General features: G+C 62.9%; 12 protein-coding genes. 2 read left to right on the top strand and 10 right to left on the bottom strand.

Translation table 11 applies throughout. The features are described from left to right. Positions 1 to 23: 23 nt before the first annotated feature. From D0T11_RS00345 to D0T11_RS00370, 7 genes are all read right to left on the bottom strand, one after another. The gene (locus D0T11_RS00345) at positions 24 to 896 is read right to left on the bottom strand and encodes a murein L,D-transpeptidase catalytic domain family protein (protein WP_182888182.1); all 873 of its coding nucleotides are present in this window, start codon (positions 894 to 896) and stop codon (positions 24 to 26) included. 226 nt (positions 897 to 1,122) lie between these two features. Then, complete coding sequence (locus D0T11_RS21925; protein WP_147374462.1) at positions 1,123 to 1,335, bottom strand: hypothetical protein; 213 nt, start codon at positions 1,333 to 1,335, stop codon at positions 1,123 to 1,125. A gap of 132 nt (positions 1,336 to 1,467) precedes the next feature. After that, positions 1,468 to 3,768, bottom strand: coding sequence for a TonB-dependent receptor (locus D0T11_RS00350; RefSeq protein ID WP_119653803.1), 2,301 nt, complete (start codon positions 3,766 to 3,768; stop codon positions 1,468 to 1,470). A gap of 119 nt (positions 3,769 to 3,887) precedes the next feature. Then, the gene (locus D0T11_RS00355) at positions 3,888 to 4,274 is read right to left on the bottom strand and encodes a hypothetical protein (protein ID WP_119653804.1); all 387 of its coding nucleotides are present in this window, start codon (positions 4,272 to 4,274) and stop codon (positions 3,888 to 3,890) included. 75 nt (positions 4,275 to 4,349) lie between these two features. Further along, positions 4,350 to 5,015: a HupE/UreJ family protein gene (locus D0T11_RS00360; protein ID WP_119653927.1), complete on the bottom strand. Its 666-nt coding sequence runs from the start codon at positions 5,013 to 5,015 to the stop codon at positions 4,350 to 4,352. 27 nt (positions 5,016 to 5,042) lie between these two features. Next, entirely contained in the window at positions 5,043 to 6,368 is a 1,326-nt protein-coding gene (locus tag D0T11_RS00365; protein WP_119653805.1) for a tetratricopeptide repeat protein, read from the bottom strand. 177 nt (positions 6,369 to 6,545) lie between these two features. After that, positions 6,546 to 8,657, bottom strand: coding sequence for a DUF4331 family protein (locus D0T11_RS00370; RefSeq protein WP_119653806.1), 2,112 nt, complete (start codon positions 8,655 to 8,657; stop codon positions 6,546 to 6,548). A gap of 436 nt (positions 8,658 to 9,093) precedes the next feature. Between D0T11_RS00370 and hscA the strand changes: the two genes are divergently transcribed. Together hscA and D0T11_RS00380 are read left to right on the top strand one after the other, a co-directional pair. Next, positions 9,094 to 10,956 carry a Fe-S protein assembly chaperone HscA gene (gene hscA / locus D0T11_RS00375; protein ID WP_119653807.1) on the top strand — a complete coding sequence of 621 codons (1,863 nt, stop codon included), beginning with the start codon at positions 9,094 to 9,096 and terminating at the stop codon, positions 10,954 to 10,956. 162 nt (positions 10,957 to 11,118) lie between these two features. Continuing rightward, positions 11,119 to 12,318, top strand: a complete 1,200-nt coding sequence (locus D0T11_RS00380) for an anhydro-N-acetylmuramic acid kinase (RefSeq protein ID WP_119653808.1) — start codon at positions 11,119 to 11,121, stop codon at positions 12,316 to 12,318. 29 nt (positions 12,319 to 12,347) lie between these two features. On the opposite strand, the gene D0T11_RS00385 is transcribed toward D0T11_RS00380, so the two are convergent. The 3 genes from D0T11_RS00385 to D0T11_RS00395 form a co-directional block, all read right to left on the bottom strand. Then, on the bottom strand, positions 12,348 to 12,767 hold the full coding sequence (locus D0T11_RS00385; RefSeq protein ID WP_119653809.1) for a hypothetical protein: 420 nt from the start codon (positions 12,765 to 12,767) through the stop codon (positions 12,348 to 12,350). Positions 12,768 to 13,004: 237 nt separating this feature from the next. Further along, a complete protein-coding gene (locus D0T11_RS00390) occupies positions 13,005 to 16,658 on the bottom strand; it encodes a CARDB domain-containing protein (protein ID WP_119653810.1) in 3,654 nt (1,217 codons plus the stop codon). A gap of 115 nt (positions 16,659 to 16,773) precedes the next feature. Next, positions 16,774 to 17,094, bottom strand: coding sequence for an FtsB family cell division protein (locus D0T11_RS00395; protein ID WP_119653811.1), 321 nt, complete (start codon positions 17,092 to 17,094; stop codon positions 16,774 to 16,776). Positions 17,095 to 17,136: the final 42 nt, after the last annotated feature.

Below are 17,136 nucleotides of genomic sequence, written 5' to 3' on the forward strand. Positions count from 1 at the left end.
TGTTTATAGCTATTTTCAACAGCTCACCGCCACCCCTGCGCCGCCAGTTGCCGGGCTGCGCCGGCTCCGTCGAGCCACTTGGATTCGAGGCCGGGGCCACTGAGGTAGAGGCAGCCGCCTTCGCCCACGGCACTGATAATGGCGCGGTACTGGTCGGGGGGCAGGGCGGGGCAGCCGCGACTGTTGCCGGTTTGGCCGTGGCGTTGCAGGTAGGCGCGGCTCACATAATCGGCCGAGTGGAGCACCACGTAGCGGCGCAGGGCGTTGTCGTTCTGGCCCGCGTCGAGGCCGCGCAGGCGGCGCGAGAGGCCGTGCTTGCCCTGGTAGGTGTCCTGGGTGCGGTAGAAGCCCAGGGCTGTGCAGGCCGATTTGATGGTGTTGGAGAAGCGCCGCGCCCGCAGCTGCCCTGAGCCGCGGCCATGGGCCACCGGGCTGCGGTGGAGCACGATACCTGTTCGCAAATCGAGCACCCAGAGGCGGGGCTCCGAGGAAGGCATATCCATATCGGCCACGGCCAGCACGCCGGGATGAATGATTCTACCAGCCTGGCGCAGGTTCAGATAGCCCACGCAGGCCCGCTCCAATACTTCGGGCCGCAGCGCGGCAGCCTCCGGGCCGAGTTGGCGGTGCAGCTCCGCTACGGCCGCGTGCAGTTGCGTCGGCACATTTTCCAGGGATGCCACCGGCGTGAGGGCCAACGAATCGGGCATTACGGGCGTAGCGGCAGCCAGGGAAACGGAATCAGTTGCGGCAGCCCGCACAGACGGGATGGAGCGTGCTGGTACTTCGCCCCCCGCCGACTGGCAGCCCGATAATGCGCCGCTTAGCCCGAGGGCCAGCCCCAAAAGTGAAGAATAACGGCGGCAGGAACGGGCAGACAGTTTCAGGAAGGACATGGGCAACGGCGGAATGGTCGCCAAAATCCGCATTTAGGACGCCGGATGCAAATGCAATCTGCCGTACTGTGGTTGGTTGGTGGCCGGACTAATTCGGCGCCGACGCAAGCTAAGTCAGGTAGGTTCAACCGCTCAGCGCCGCGACACGAAGCAAAGCGCTTTAGTTGTCCTTATTGGTAAAGCAAAAAAAAGCTGCTTCCTGGCTTAGGAAGCAGCTTTTTTTGCTTTACCAGCGCTTGCCGGAGGCGTAGGGCGTGGAGCGGGCATGGGTGCGGCAATGCGACTGGGCCTTAAATTCCTGGCTGCGGCGTTGCGCCCCCAAGGGTGGCACGGGTGGTCCGCCGGATTCAAAGACGGGCTTGATGCTACTGGCAGTCAGCGTTTGCTGCACAATGACTTGGATAGCGGAAGAAGTAGAAAGCGAAAAAGAAGACATCATTCGTTGCGGTAAGAAGTAAGAAACCAGGAAGCTCACCGGTGCGGTTACCGCAACACATGGATAGTTGGCGCATCCTGGCGGCTCCCCATTGGATATAGCTGAGCACTGCCGTTTCCGACGGCGGCCCGCAGCTTAGAAAAATACGCTGACGTTGAGCTTGGCGTAAAACGGCGTGCCCGGCGTGAAGTGCAGCTCATCCACGGAAGTGCCCAGCGGCTCGGAACGCAGGCGGGTTTCGGTGGCGAACTGGGCCTGGTTCCACTCCACGTTGAGCAGGTTTTCGGCTGTGGCCCCCACCTGGAAACGCTTGGTGGTGTAGTTAACCACAGCGTCGAGCAGGAAATAGCCCCGAGCCGTGATGCTGCCCTCGTCGTTGGCAGGCCGGTCGTCGATGTAGCGGTAGCGCAGGCTGGTGTTGAACCCTTTGGGAGCCTTATAAGTGAGGCCGGCCACACTAGTCAGGCTGGGAGCCAGTGGAATAAAGTTGGCACCTTCGGGGGCATCCACCTGCCGGCCGCGGTTGAAATTCACGTCCAGATCGGTAAAAAGGCGGGTGGTCACCTGGTAGCGGGCGGCCAGGTCGAGGCCGAAGCGGCGGGTAGGCCCGGTGCTTTCCGTAACGCCCTCGTCGCCGATGTACACCAGTTCATCCTGCAGGTGCAGGGCCCAGGCGGCCACGTTCACCACCAGGCTGGGCACGGGCTTGAAGGTGCTGCCCGCCTCGTAGCCGATGGCCCGGGGCAGCACGTTGTCGCCGGCGGTGCCGCGCACTACGCCGCGCGCATCGTTGGAGTGAAACCCGAAGCCCGAGCGCACGAACAGCTGGGCAGTGGGGCGGAGCTGGTAGTAGAAGTTGAGCTTGGGCGACACCCGCGCCGCCGTGGCCCGGCCCGACACGGCATCTGTGGCATCGCGCTGGTCGCGGTAACGAAAGCGGAATACGTCGAGCCGGAGCGCGGCGTTCAGGGTCAGGCGCTCGGTCAGGGTTAGGGTTTCGTCGAGGTAGGCGTTGAAGTTCTGCTCGTTCACCCGCCCGCTGATGGTGGTGTCAGTCACCACGCGCCGCACGGCACTGAGCAAGGTTACGTCGGTGGCATCGATGCGCGTGCCCACCCCGAAGGTGGTGTGCAGCGAGCGGCTGCCAAGCTGGGTGTCGCGGTCGTAAGTACCAGTGTAGCCGTAAATGTTGCGGTGGTCAGTCTGGTAGATTTCGTCGCCGTTTTCGGGATTGTTGAGAAAAAAAGTGAAGTTGGAGTACAGCCCGAAGTTGTAGCGCGAGTAGTACGCCTGCTGGCGCAGCACGGCGTCGCCGGGCAGAGCTGTGGTCAGGATAGCCGAGGAATTGGTGCGGTTGGTGCGGCCGCCCTCGCTGGGGTCGATGCTGCCGAAGCGGGAAATAATGCCCTGCTCCACGCCCCGCTCAGGTATCTGACCGCTGGCGTTCCAGTTGGAGCTGAAGTGCGAGCCCAGCAGCGTAAGCGAGGTCTTGTCGGAGAGCTGCCCCGTATATTTGGCCAGCCCGTTGAAGCGCTTGAAGTTCTGGGGCTGGTCGAAGTAGGCGTTGGTGTACAGGTACTCGGCCGCCACGTAGGCGCTTGCCAACTTCTTGGAAAACAAGTGACGCTTGTCGTTGCCGAGCAAATCCAGCATCACCAACCCGCGGTAGGTATCAAACTGACCCACTTCCACTTTCACCTGGCTTTTATCGAGACGGGTTTTGGTCAGAAATTCGCCGGCGCCGGCCGTGGCAAAGTCGCCAAACCGGGCCGTATACGGGCCTTTGTATACTTTCAGCTGCTCCACCGTTTCGGGGATAACGAAGTGGAAGTCGGCGTAACCCTGGCCATGGCCGTGGCTCACCATGTTCACCGGCAGCCCGTCGATGCTCACGGCGAAGTCGGTGCCGTGGTCCACGTCGAAACCGCGCAGAAAAATCTGCTCGGCTTTGCCGCCGCCCGCGTGTTGGGCAATAAACAGGCCTGGTACCAACCGCAGCAGATCCTGGGCCGAGTTCACGGGCCGCAGCAGCTTGTCGATGTGGCTGATGGCGGCCAGGCTCTGGTTGGGGTCGCGGGGCTGGTTCACAGTCACCTCGCTCAGATTGAGTGCCATTGTGGGCAGGGCCAGGGCCACGGAGCGGTTTTCGCCCGCGGCCAGGGTCAGCGGCATCACTTGGCCCCGGTAGCCGAGCGCACTTACCCGCAGTGTGTAGGTGCCGGCCGCAATGCCGCCGAGCCGGAAATTCCCCAGCGCATCGGTGGCCGTGCCGCCGGGCTGGCCCTCCAAGCCTACGCTCACGCCCACTAGGGGCTGGCCCGAGAGCGAATCGGCCACGGTGCCGCGCAACACAGCGCTGTTCTGGGCCTGGGCTTCGAGCCCAAACCCACACGCGGCCAGCATAAAGCCGGTCGCAATCCAATAAAAAAGGCGCATAGGTGCAGCCACAAGGCGACGCGCTGCCCACTGGCAGCACGTCTGAGTCAGAAGATAAATTGACGACGGCACACACTCATAGCACGGCCTTCAGAGCCCTTAATGAACTCCGTTACAATTTATCCGCGACGGGGCGGCTGCTTGGGTACTGGCCGGATACCGGCGGGCACGGCCGGCGTGGCGGCCAATTGGTATACTAAAAACTGCCGGAACCGCACCGTTTGCAAACGGTGCGGTTCCGGCAGGCAGTGCAAATCGATACTCTTGAACGAAGCCAGCAACTGGGCCGGCGTGCAATGTTTGGGTTGCGCCTGTACCGCCGACTGGTCGCCGTTGCAGGTTCCAAAGCAGTCGAGGCGCAGGTAGTTCTCGTGCTGGCAGGCGGCGCTGTGCACGTATGGATGCGCGGCCGTGGGCCCTGCTGGCTCCGGCCGCCCCACTAGGCCCGCGCCCAGCCCGCCCAAGTAGGGCAGCAAGAGCAGCAGCAGGAGTAAGTGGCGGAGCATCGCGGTAGCGGTAGGTAATTGTTCATTGTCAGGAAAAGGAACGTCGTGCTTCGTTGCGCTCTACTTGACATTTCTTCAACTCAGCCGTTCAAACGTCCAGTAGGCAGCCATCAGGCCGATGGCCACGGAGGCGGGCACCAGTACCCGGCGCTTATACCAGGGCTTATCGGCGGCCCAACGACCGATGAGCAGCCAGGCCAGCAGAATCACCGAAATCTGGCCCAGCTCCACCCCGACGTTGAAGGCCACTAAGGACTCAACAAACATGTTGCGCGGCAACCCCAGGCTGGTCAGAGCCCCGGCAAAGCCCAAGCCGTGGAGCAGTCCGAAAGCAAACACCACCACAATACGCCACGGGTTGAGCCTGGCCACCACGATGTTCTCGATGGCCACGAACAGAATCGACAGCGCAATGAGCGGCTCCACTAGGCTGGCCGGCGGCGACACGAAGCCGTACATGGCCAGCCCCAGCGTGATGGAATGGGCCACCGTGAAAGCCGTAGCCTGCCAGAGTACCGGTTTAAGGCGCGGCTCCAGCAGATATAAACTCAGCACGAACAACACATGGTCGATGCCCAGGGGCAGGATGTGAGTGTAGCCGAGCTGGAGGTAGGTAAAGAAAACGTCGGTCCGCGAAAGCTTGCTCAGGTCGGCGTCGAGGACGTGCGCGCCGGCCAGCCCCGGCAGCAACAGCAGCAGGGCGGCGGGCAACAGGTAGCGCGGGAAGCGGGCGGAACGCATCAGCGGGAACATGAGCGGTCGGCCCGGCTAGCGGGCGGCCAGCAGCTTGCGGCCTTCGTCGGCGAGGTCGAGCGAGAGGTAGGGGTTGATGGCCAGCGCCTCCTTGATGAGGGCCTGGCCTTCGGTAGCCTGCCCGTTACGGGAGGCAATCAGCCCGGCCCGGCACAGTAGCACGGGGCTTTTGGAGTTGGTGCGGCGGGCCGCTTTCATATAGGTAGCAGCTTTCGGAAACTCGCCGCGTTTGTAATGAACCCAGGCCATGGTTTCATTCACGTCGATGTTGTCCGGGCGCCGGTCGTATTCAATTTTAGCGTGCGCAAGGGCTTTGTCCAATTCTCCGGTTTTGAGGTAGGCATAGGCCAGCTCCCGGTCGGCGTAGTGGCCCATGGCCTCGTTGTTGTCGGCCTCATCGGCGGCCGAAGCCAGCATATCGATGGCCTCGCGGGCCATCTTCTTCGATTCGGCGGGCTGGTTGTTCTGGTGGTAAAGGTCAGTCAGCTCATCGGCGAAGGCGTAATCCTTCACCGTGCTGCGCGCTTGCTTCAAGTAGTTGATGGCCGCCGGGTAGTTCTGGCGGGCCTGCTCAACGCGGCCCAGACCGGCCATGGCATAGGCGTAGTGCGGGCGGGCAGCCAGGGCCATGCGGTAAGTTTGTTCGGCCTGGTTCAGGTTGCCGTTCGTCTCGTAGAGGTGGCCCAGCATCACGCGGGCCCATTCGGTTTGTTCCAGGCCAGTGTAGCCGGCCTGCACGGCCATCTGCATAGCCTCAATGGCCCCGGGCAGGTCGCCGTGAATTTCGCGCAGGTACGAAACCCGCGAGTACGAACGCAGATCGGGGCGGACCAGGTTCATTTTATCGGCCATCCGCACGGCTTCGGCGTAGCGGCCCAGCTCCACGTTGGCGTCGCAGAGCAACCCATACACGAAGGCATTCTGGGAGTTCACGCTCACCGCTTTTTCGGCCACCGCCAGCCCTTCCGAGAAGTGGTGCTGGGTCAGGCTGAGGGAAGCTTTGCAGCACAAGGCCTCAAAGTTTTCGGGCTCTGCCCGCAGGGCCTCATCCAGCAGCTGCATGGCGGCCGTATCGTAGTACGGATGGTCGCCGGTTACGCGGGCTTCCTGCATATAGGCTTCGGCCAGCAGCACTTTCGACTTCACATCGTCGGGCTTGGCGCGCAGCTTGGCCAGCAGGCCCTGAATGGCCGCTTTGGTGTTGAGCCATTCGCCGCCCACTGCCAGGTCGCCATGGCGGTCCTTGAGCGTGGGGACGGGTTCGGGCTTTTGGGTCAGGAAAATAGCAGCCCCAGCGGCCAGAAACAGCGTAATCAGGAGTGGGTAGAGGTATTTTCTCACGTGGTCGATTTAGGAGATTGAAGGCGGTAGTCAGCCAGGAAGGGAACCGACCGGCCGGCCAGTTCCCTTCGTCACTGTTGACAAGATAGCCGAACTCACCTAGGGCTCGACTATCTGCCCGTCATCAACCGGCCAACTCACCCTAGGTGAATGAGCCGGTTGATTCTGTTCGGGCGGTTAGCGGTTATGCACCAGCTTCATGGACTGCAACACGGTGCTGCCCGTAGCAATGGTCAGCACGTACGTGCCAGCCGCTACTTGCGCACCGGGCTTCCAGGCCAGGTCATAAGCACCGGGCTTGTGCAGCTTACCGCTCATGAGCGTAGCCACGCGGCGGCCCGTCAGGTCGCTCACGAACATGGTGAGGGCCGTGCGTTCGGCCACTTCATATTTCACGGTGGTCATTTCCGTGAAGGGATTCGGGTAGTTCTGCGCGGCGGCTACTACCGACGGCTTCAGGCCCAACCCAGCGGCTCCGCGCTGCGAAGTAACAGTGGTCTGGGCTTTGGTACCGCTCCAGGGCGTCTGAACGTACGGGAAGCCAGCCCGGAAGGTGGTATCGTTTTTCTCGATCCCAACAGTGAAGCCCAGGGCACCGGCCAGGCCGGGCGTGTTAGCTTCGTAGGGCAGGCCAATGGCCGCCAGCACGATGCCACCCACGGCTTGCAGTTCGATGCGGGTCACGTCATCCTCCAGACGGCGGCCGTTGGGGAAGCCGTCCATGTTCGGAATGGCTTGCAGCGTAGCCGTGGTATTGTAACGAGCATCCGTCAGACCCAATACGGCGGCGGCCAGCAGCCCTTCCGAGCTGAAGTCGGCCGAGTTACGGGGCGTCGTTGGCACGGCCATGTTGAGGCGCAGCATGTCGCCACCTACTCCGGCAGCGGCACCGACGTTGTCGATCAGGGGCAGGAAGTTGTTGATGAACGGCTTACCAGCGGCCAGCGGGTTGTTGGCAGGCTTGCCCGTAGCCAACTGGTAGGGAGCCACGTTCGGCACACCAGTATGGAAAATCGGCAGGATGTCTACCGAGCGGGGCTTGCCCGTACGCAGCAGGTATTCGCCGTAACCACCATCAGCTACCCGGGCGAAGGCCGTACCAGCCGTGCCGGCAGCACCCAGCAGGGTCGAAACCCCGTTCTTGCCATTCGCGAAGTCGAACGCGCCCAGCGAATTGCGCTGAATGCGCAGCGGTGCCAAGCCAGGTACAACGCCGCCGAAGTAGCCCGTGCCTTCGGCCATGTACAGGCCTAGCTCGGGGTTCGACATGTATTCCTCCGTCGAGACGACTTCGGTATAAGGAGTGGCCGCGTTCCAGGCATCCTTGGCTCCGATGGGCTGGATTACCTCGTTGGTCAGGGGCATCCCCAGACGCGACACCTGCACCCAGGTACCCGAATGGGTTTGGGTACCGTCCGTGTTCAGGGTCCGCACGGCGGGGCGGCTGGCCGAGGCCCACACGCCAATCACGTAGTCACCGTCCAGAATGTTGGCGGCCTGCGCCCCGGTTTTGCCATCCTTCTGGAGTTTGGCAATCGGAATCTGCAAGGCGATGGTATGAGTGTTCTTCCGGGCCAGCCCGTCGCGGGCAGCCGCTGCACGAATGCCCCCCAGGTCGAAGATGCCTCCCAGGTCAGTGAAGAACGGGTCATCTACCGGACCGCAAAACACTTTGATGTCGCTGTCGATGGTGGCGATGGCCCCCGTCATCAGGCTCTCGTAGCTGGAAGCGCCCAGACCGGCCGCACCCCGGATGGAGCGGGGACCGATGTTGGGTGGCGGCACTACGCCGGAACTCGTGAGGGTGGTGAAAGCCGCGCCGTTTATGCTCCGCTCCAGCTTGTAGGTAGCCTTCAGGTTTTGCTTGGGACCAGCCCCGGCGTTACGGATGTTGAAGAATGTGGTCGGATCCTCATTCACCCGGGTAAAGGTGAAACGGAAGGTGATGTCGTCGGCGTTAACGCGCTTTTCGTCGCCGGGCTTGGCACCCGAGTTCTTGATGTGAATCTCGTAGCGTACATTCTCACCGAACGTGTTGTAGTTGGGGCCGCCCTGGGGCAACTCCAACGGAATGTAGTTGGCGATGATGTTGACCATCTCCGCGTTTACCGGGTCGCGGAAGGCGTACAGGTCGGTGTTGTCGGCCAACGGGTCGTCGGCAATCAGCGGAGCTTCGCGGTGGCTGGAAGCTTCCAGGGGGGCATGTTGTCCACTCCAGGCCAGCAGGCCAGCTACCGTAGTAGCGGCCAGGGCGATTGGGAGAATGGGACGCGTAAGCATTTTCTTCATGATACAAATAGTTGGAAAGGGTGAAAAAATCTACCCTTAAAGGGCAGCAAAACCATTGAGCGCCCGGAAGCGCCGAAAATACGGGCAGGAAAACGGTGTGGGAGGGACAGTCCTGCCGCCAGGTGGCAGGGGCTGCGTAGTAGATAAACGGCGGCCCGATTAACAGAGCTGCCGGTAGTAGAACAATATAGAAAAGCCTACGCAGGCACACTCAACCATGGATTTAAATAGCCGGAATCCTGTACACCTTTTTTATGGGGCCGGAACTATTGATTTTTTTCATCCAACTGTACGCTTACTGCTGAGAGCCTGCCCGACGGATTGCCGGGCTTTTGTTGCGTAATTTTGGGCCTTTCGCGCGGGCAACTGGTTATAGCCACCACGCCCCCTCACTTCGCACGCCCTTCAGGCGGGTTCCGGCCCGCTCTCCCCGCATATGGCCAAAGTCGCAATCAACCTTTCCACCGGTAGCATTCAGCAGGAAGAAATCATCGTCGGCATCGACTTGGGCACGACCAATTCGCTGGTTGCTTACATCCATCCCGAAAACCGCCAGCCATTGGCCATCAACGACCAGGGCCGGGGCACCATTGTGCCGTCGGTGGTGCACTTTCCGGGTGGGGGCAATGCGCCGCTGGTAGGCAACGAGGCCAAGGGATACCTGCTCACCGATCCGCAGAACACGATTTATTCGGTCAAGCGCCTGCTGGGCAAGAGCTACCAGGACGTGAACCAGCACGCCGGCGACCTGGGCTATAAGGTGATTGACGACAACTCGGAAGGCATGGTCCGGATCCGGGTGGGCGAGCAGTTTTACTCTCCCATCGAGCTGTCGGCCGAAATTCTCAAGGAGCTCCGCCAGCGGGCCGAGCACGCCCTGAAAACGCCCGTCAACAAGGCCGTGATTACGGTGCCGGCCTACTTTAACGACTCCCAGCGCCAGGCCACCCGCGACGCCGGCCGCCTGGCGGGCCTGGAAGTGCTGCGCATCGTGAACGAGCCCACGGCGGCGGCCCTGGCCTACGGCATCGGCCTCAACCCCGACGAGGAAAAAACGGTGGCCGTGTATGACCTCGGTGGCGGCACCTTCGACGTGAGTATCCTGCGCCTGCACCAGGGCATTTTTGAGGTTCTGAGCACCAACGGCGACACGTACCTGGGCGGCGACGACCTCGACCGGCTGGTGGCGGAGCACTGGACCGCCCAGCACAACCTCACGGACCAAATCACCGACAACGGCCCGCTGCGCCAGGAGCTGCGCCTGCTGGCCGAATCGGCCAAGCGCTACCTGAGCCAGCACGACGACTTCGCCGGCAACCTTGGCGACGACGTGGTGGTGCGCCTCAGCCGCAGCGAGTTTGAGAATCTGGTGCGGCCGCTGGTGGAGCGCACCATCGGCTCCTGCCGCCGCGCCCTGGCCGATGCCGGCCTCACGGCCGATCAGCTCGATGCGGTGCTGCTGGTGGGTGGCTCCACCCGCGTACCACTGGTGCACGAGTCGGTATCGGCGTTCTTCGGCCAGCCAGCCAACAACTCTCTCAACCCCGACGAAGTGGTGGCCCTGGGTGCGGCTATTCAGGCCGATATTCTGGCCGGCAACCGCCGCGACGTGCTACTGCTCGATGTGACGCCGCTCACGCTGGGCATCGAAACGCTGGGTGGCCTCATGGACCCCATCATCCCGCGCAACTCCAAAATCCCGACCAAGGCCGGCCGCCAGTACACCACCAGCGTGGACGGGCAGGTGAACCTGAAGATTTCGGTGTACCAGGGCGAGCGGGATGTGGTGAAGGAAAACCGCAAGCTGGCCGAGTTTGATTTGCGCGGCATCCCGGCCATGCCCGCCGGCCTGCCCAAAGTCGATGTCAACTTCCTACTCAACGCCGACGGCATTCTGAAAGTGGAAGCCGTTGAGCTGCGCTCAAATACGCGCCAGGAGGTGGAAATCAAGCCCCAGTACGGCCTCACCGACGAGCAGGTGGAGCAGATGCTCATGGACTCGCTCACCCACGCCCGCGAAGACGTGGCCGCCCGCATGGTAATTGAGGCCCGCACCGTGGCCGAGCAGCTGCTCTACCAGGTGGAGCGGTTCGTGGCCAAGAACGGCCAGCACCTCACGCCCGACGAAACCGCCCAGACCCAGGCCGGCGTGGTGCAGTTGCGCGCCGCCCTCGAAACCCAGGAGAAGGACGTCATCCTCAAGGCCGTCGACGAGCTGGAAGAACTTACCCGCCCCTTCGCCGAGCGGGTCATGGATATTTCCATCAAGGAGGCCATGGCGGGGAAGAAGATTGAGTAGGTTTTTGGTGCTTGGTTGATGGTGCTTCGTGCTTAGGCAAGTTTGATGTAAGCAGCACCTCATGCAGAGCTCCACTCTGCATGAGGTGCTGCTTTTGCCATTCTCGGCACTGAAGCGTACCTATGCACGAAGCACTACTGACTAAGCCCCAAAATCAAACCCATGCGCCGCCTCGCCCAACTTGCCCAACAGCCCAGCCGCCGGATTATCGGGTTGATGTCGGGCACTTCGCTCGATGGGCTGGATGTGGCCCTGTGCCGCCTGCACGGGCACGGCACGGCTACGCGGCTGGAGCTGGAGCACTTTGCCACGGTGCCCTACAACGAGGACGTGCGCCGGCGCATCCGGCAGGTGTTCGCCCACGACCAGGTGAGCCTGGAATACCTGACGCTGCTTAATCCCTGGCTGGGCCGCCTCCACGCTGATATGGTGCTGGCCTGCCTGCGCGAGTGGCAGGTGCCGCCCACCGCAGTGGACCTGATTGCCAGCCACGGCCAGACCATTTTCCACGCTCCCGCCCACCAGCACCGCCACCCCGAGTTCGAGGGCCTGAACGCGACGCTGCAACTCGGCGACGCCGACCACCTGGCCGTAGCAACCGGCATCATCACGCTCAGCGATTTCCGGCAGAAGCACGTGGCCGCCGGCGGCGAGGGCGCACCCCTGGCCGTGTACGGCGACTATCTGTTGCTCAGCAGCCCTACCGAGGAGCGGCTGCTGCTCAACCTGGGCGGCATTGCTAATTTCACCTATCTGCCCCGGGCCGGCGCCGCCACCACCGCTGCCTTCAGCACCGATACCGGCCCCGGTAACACCCTGCTCGACGCGACCGTGCGGGCTCACTTGCCCCACCGGAGTTACGACGAAGACGGCCGCCTGGCCGCCGCCGGTCAGGCGCACCCGGCACTGCTGGCGGCGCTACTGGATCACCCGTTCTTCGGGGCCGAGCTGCCCAAAACCACCGGCCCCGAACTGTTCGGCCCCACTTACCTGCACGCGGCCCAGGCCCAAACCATCACCCTCGCCCTGCCCCTGCCCGATCTGCTGGCGACGCTGGTAGAACTGAGCGCCACCGGCGTGGCCCGGGCGGCCCACCAGGCCTTCGGGCCACGGCCGGAACTGGCCGTGTACGTGAGTGGCGGCGGGGCGCACAACCCCACGCTGCTGGCAGCTTTGCAGCGTCGGCTACCCGCCTGCCACTTTGCCTCCACCGAAACGCTGGGCGTGCTGCCCGATGCCAAGGAGGCCATCCTGTTCGCCCTGCTGGCCAACGAAACCGTGGCCGGCACGCCCATCAGCCTCGGCGCCGGCCGCCAGCGCATCCCGGCTGTCCGCCTGGGCAAAATCTCCTTTCCGGATTGATGTGGTGAGGGAGTGAATGACCGCTCGTTTCACTCCCTCACCAACTGGATAACGCGGAATTCCTGGATCTGGCGGGTGGCGGAATCGGGGAAGGCAATGTCGAGCTGGAGGTGGGGACCGGGCCCGAGCGTGTCGGCGCGGTAGGTGAAGGCCACGAAGGGCTGCACGGGCTGGCCTTCGCGCAGGCGGTAGCCTAACTTGTAGAGGTCGATGGCGGGGCCGTAGTGGCGGGTATGCGCTAGTAGCGGCAGGGTGGCAGTGCGAAAGGCGGCCATTGGCAGCGTCTGCCGGGTCGCCGGACTCAGCCATTCGTAGGCTGCCTCCCAGTTGCCGGCCAGCACGGCCAGCAGAAACTGCCGGGCCACCTGCACCTGGGAGGGCGGCTTCGGCAGCGGCGGCTCAAGAAGCTGGGCTGCGGCCGGCAGCGCGCTACTGCCAGTCAAATACATGAGGCCACTTATCAAGGAAACCCCAACACGGATACGCAGTGAGTTCATGCCCGGAAGATACGCAACAGGCCGGCCCGCAGCCGGGGGCAGGCCTGTTGCGGGCGGCGGAAAACGCCGGGCAACGCTAATAGCCCGGCGGGCAACAGGGCCAGCAAAAGGGCAGCGGCTCACTGGCTCCCAAGGAGCTCAGCAAACCGCCGCCCTGGTGCTGGTGGCCTTGTTTGGGTAAAATGATGGTTAGTCCACCTGAATGCGGCGGGTAGCGTTCAGGCCCTCACCCGTCAGGCGCAGCAAGTACACGCCCCGGGGCAGGTTCCGGGTATCGAACACTTGCGCCCCGTGCGGATTGGTCAGCAGCAGGGAGCGGTGCTCCACTTCGCGGCCCAGGGCATCGAAGAGCTGCAACTCGGCTTTCCTGCCAGTGGCCGGCCCATCGAGCTCCACCTTGAAGGACTGGCCGACAGTGGCCGGGTTCGGAAATACCGTTAGCGTCAGGCCGGCCAGCTGCTCGTTGTGGGCCGCCTGAATGACGGTTATCGTCAGCGGCAGAGCGGCCACATTGTTGCTTTCGTTGCTTTCGCCGATGTCCTGCACGTAATCGGCCACGAACAGCACGTGGTAGGAGCCGGCCGTGATGCTGCCCGGCAGCACGAACGTGGAAGCCGCGCGGAGCAGGGTACCCGGGCTGAGCTCGGCGGCCTGGTAGTTGGCCAGCAGCACATCGTTGGGGCTGAATATGGCATCGGCAGACAGATAGAAGCCCACCACGCTCGGGGGGGCAAAATTGGTACCCTGGTTACGCAGCTCACAACTAACGGTGAGCACCGTGCCCGCCGTGCGGCTGGTGTGCGAAAGGGTGGGCTGCGTGATGACCAGATCGGGCAGCGGCGGCACCGTAATGCGGATGAGGCTGTTTACTACGTTGTTGGTTTCGTTGCTTTCCGCCACCGCATTCTGCGGGTCGGCCACGTGCAGCAGGTAGTACGTCCCCCCCACCGTGGTGCCCGGAATAGTTACCTGCCCCGACCGGTTGATGCTCTGGTTGGGGGCTAGACTGCCGCCTGCCAGTACCCCCAGGGGCACATCGGAAGCATCCAGCAGGTTATCGGTAGAGAGATAATAGCCCACCGCGCTGCTGGCTGCCGAACCGCCGCCCTGGTTGCGGATGCCCGTCTGCACGAACAATGGGCTGCCGGCCAGCCCGCTGGTGGGGGATGTGTTGAAGAGGAAGGGGGCCAGGTCGGGCAGTGTATTAGTGCCCGAGAGGCAGGAGACCACGGCCTCGAAACCGGCGTAGTTGCCGTAGCCATCCGACGTGAAGACCAGCGTCAGGCTGCCGCTGCTGCTGGTTGCCGTAATCACGCCCGGGGAGGTGTAGCTGTAGGAGCCAATGAGTGGGGCGCTGGTAGTGGGGCCGTCGTACACGCTCAGCCGGTCGCCGCCGCCGTCGAGCTGGAACGAGTTGAAGCCCAGCTGCACCTTGCTGCCCGCCGTGGCAGGATGAATGACCAGGGTGCCGTTGGCGTAATTGGCGTAGTTGTTCGGGCCGCCGTGGTCGTACACCGTGGTGTTGCAGGTGGTAATGGAGGCCGTGCCGGAGTACGGAACCACCGTGCCCGTGAAGGGCGGGCTCACGAGCAAAGGCACACTGCTCACGTTGTTGTTCTCGTTGGTTTCGGCCACCTTGTTCTGGTAGTCGGCCACGAACAGCACGTAGTAGCTGCCGGGGGCGGTAGTACCGGGAATGGTGAGCGTGGCGCTGCGGCTGGAGTAGTTGTTGGCGTAGATTACCCCGCCCGGCGAGTTGCCCAGCAGCACGTCGTTGGCACTCAGTACGGCATCGGTGGAGAGGTAGTAGCCCACATCGGAGGAAGTGGCCGTGCTGTTGCCCTGGTTAACGATGTAGCTGTCCGCCGTTACGGCCAGGCCCGCCGGGGTCGCCGCCTGATTTAGTTGGGCCTGCTGGATCAACAGGTCTACGGTAGCCGGCAACACCGTCAGGCTGGCGCTGCTCACGTTGTTGTTCTCGTTGGTTTCGGCCACCTGGTTCTGGTAGTCGGCCACAAACAGCAGGTAGTAGCTGCCCGGGGCCGTGGCGGCCGGCACGGTTACCGCGCCGGAGCGGTAAGAGGAAGTTCCGCCGTTGAGCGCCCCGCCCGAGGTAGTGTTCAGCAGCACGTCGTTGGCGCTCAGCACGGCATCGGTAGAAAGGTAGTAGCCGATGTTGGTCAGCGCGGCGGCCGTATTGCCCAGGTTCTGGATGTAGCAGTCCGTGTACACGTAACTGCCCGCCAGGGTAGTGCCGGGGCTCAGGGAAGGCTGCGTTATCACCAGGTCCACTGCGGGCAGGGCCACCGTGAGGGCCACACTGCGCACGTTGTTGGTTTCGTTGGTTTCGGCCACCTGGTTCTGATAATCGGCCACGAACAGCACGTAGTACGTGCCGGGCGCAGTGGTGGTGGGCACCGTGAACTGAGGGTAGACGTAGTAGCTCCCACTGGCCCCAAGCCCGGGAACACTCTCGCTGGCCAGCAGCACGTCGTTGGCGCTCAGCACGGCATCGGTGGAGAAATACACGCCCAGGCGGCTGCTGTTGGCCGGGGCATTGCCCTGGTTGACCACGTTGGCCGTGGCCCCCACCACGCTCCCGGCCGTTGTCGTGGTCGGGTTCACCTGGGCCTGAATTACCGTCAGGTCGATGCTGGGCGTGACCACCGTCAGGCCCACGGCGCTGACGTTGTTGGCCTTGGTGCTTTCCACAACCAGGTTCTGGTAGTCGGCCACGAACAGCACGTAGTAGTTGCCGGGCGCAGTGGCCGCCGGCACGCTGGTTGAGATGCCGCGGTAGCTGCCGTAGGAGCCTCCGCTAAGCGTGCCGCCGTATGAGGAGCCCAGCAGCACGTCGTTGGCGCTCAGCACGGCATCGGTGGAAAGGTAGTAGCCCACGTAGCTGCTGCTGGCCTGGGCATTGCCCAGGTTGGCGATGTAGCACGAAAGGCCCAGCACGCCACCCGCCGGCGCCGTGTTGGCGGAGACGTACGGCTGCTGAATCGTCAGGTCGACGAAGGAGGCCAGCACGCTTATGGCCAGGCTGGCGGTGTTGTTGGCTTCATTGCTTTCCACAACCTGATTCTGGTAGTCGGCCACGAACAGCAGGTAGTAGTTACCGACCGCCACCGAAGTCGGCACCGACAGGTAAGCCGACCGGTATGAGGACTGGTTGCCACCCAGCGCATAGCCGTACGAGCTACCTACCAGCACATCATTGGCGCTCAGCACGGCATCCGTCGACAGATAGTAGCCCACGTTGCTGCTGCTGGCCGATACGCTCGCCAGGTTGGCGATGGAGCAACTGGCCGATAGCGAGCCGCCGGGCACTACCGCCAGGGGCTGGGCCGAGGGCGACTGAATGACCAGATCGGGCAGGGGCACGGTGCTCACGCAGGAAATGGTGGCCGCGAAGCCGCTGTACTGGGCGGTGTAGTCGCTGGTCAGGCGCACCGTGAGCTTGCCCGCGCTGTTGGTGGCGTACACCGTAAACGCACTGGCATACCCCGAGTAGTAGCCAATCAGGGGCGCGTAGATGTCGGCCCCGTCGTAAATGTAAACGTAGTCGTAGCCGCTCTCCATGTTCAAGGAGGTAAAATCCAGGCGGATTTTGTTGCCGGCTATGGCGGGCGTCAGCGTCACGGTGCCGTTGGCGTTGGCCGAGTAGTTGCCGTTGGGGCCGCCGTCGTCGTAGAGCGCGCCGCTACAGGTAGTATAGGCCGCCGTGCCCGAAGCCGGTAGCTGGTACGTTTGGGCCGCCGCCGGCGCGGCTACCCCGGCCAGCATCAGGCAGACTGCCAGCAAAAGGGGCCAGCGGTGAATGAGTACGTAGAGTTGGGCCATATACCCGCAGCTAAAGAATGAGAGATAAAAGACAAAGCCCGCTGGCCCGGCTCCGGGCAGGAGCGGGCCAGCGGGTTAAACAGAGCAGGTTGCAGGCACCCGGGGGCGCGGCCGGTTACTCCTCCCCTTGCGGTTGAGGCACCAGAATAAATACATCTTCACCGGGGCGTTTCATAATATATTTCTCACGGGCGAATTTTTCCAGCAGCTCGGGGCTGCTCAGAAGTTCGGCCCGCTCTTTTTTAACCGTTTCAATATTGTGCAGATAATAGTCCCGCTCGCCTTCCAGCTCGTGCAGCTTGGCATACATATCATACTGCCGGACAAAGTCATTGGAGTCGAACACGAACATCCAGACCAGAAAGCCCAGGCCCACATAGAAGTAGAAACTTCGCAGGAAACCCGGAACGCGCAGCAAAAAATCTTTGGCCGACATACCCAAAGATAAAGGCAATTTCGCCGGATTAAAAAGCCTGGT

It is taken from the genome of Hymenobacter rubripertinctus (assembly GCF_003583925.1).
Lineage (GTDB): Bacteria > Bacteroidota > Bacteroidia > Cytophagales > Hymenobacteraceae > Hymenobacter > Hymenobacter rubripertinctus.

Bases quoted from the DNA above. Each gene is read 5' to 3' on its own strand.
- D0T11_RS00385 (WP_119653809.1), bottom strand. From the start codon at position 12,767: ATGTATTTGACTGGCAGTAGCGCGCTGCCGGCCGCAGCCCAGCTTCTT.
- D0T11_RS00350 (WP_119653803.1), bottom strand. From the start codon at position 3,768: ATGCGCCTTTTTTATTGGATTGCGACCGGCTTTATGCTGGCCGCGTGT.
- D0T11_RS21925 (WP_147374462.1), bottom strand. From the start codon at position 1,335: ATGATGTCTTCTTTTTCGCTTTCTACTTCTTCCGCTATCCAAGTCATT.
- hscA (WP_119653807.1), top strand. From the start codon at position 9,094: ATGGCCAAAGTCGCAATCAACCTTTCCACCGGTAGCATTCAGCAGGAA.
- D0T11_RS00355 (WP_119653804.1), bottom strand. From the start codon at position 4,274: ATGCTCCGCCACTTACTCCTGCTGCTGCTCTTGCTGCCCTACTTGGGC.
- D0T11_RS00390 (WP_119653810.1), bottom strand. From the start codon at position 16,658: ATGGCCCAACTCTACGTACTCATTCACCGCTGGCCCCTTTTGCTGGCA.
- D0T11_RS00395 (WP_119653811.1), bottom strand. From the start codon at position 17,094: ATGTCGGCCAAAGATTTTTTGCTGCGCGTTCCGGGTTTCCTGCGAAGT.
- D0T11_RS00360 (WP_119653927.1), bottom strand. From the start codon at position 5,015: ATGCGTTCCGCCCGCTTCCCGCGCTACCTGTTGCCCGCCGCCCTGCTG.
- D0T11_RS00370 (WP_119653806.1), bottom strand. From the start codon at position 8,657: ATGAAGAAAATGCTTACGCGTCCCATTCTCCCAATCGCCCTGGCCGCT.
- D0T11_RS00380 (WP_119653808.1), top strand. From the start codon at position 11,119: ATGCGCCGCCTCGCCCAACTTGCCCAACAGCCCAGCCGCCGGATTATC.
- D0T11_RS00345 (WP_182888182.1), bottom strand. From the start codon at position 896: ATGTCCTTCCTGAAACTGTCTGCCCGTTCCTGCCGCCGTTATTCTTCA.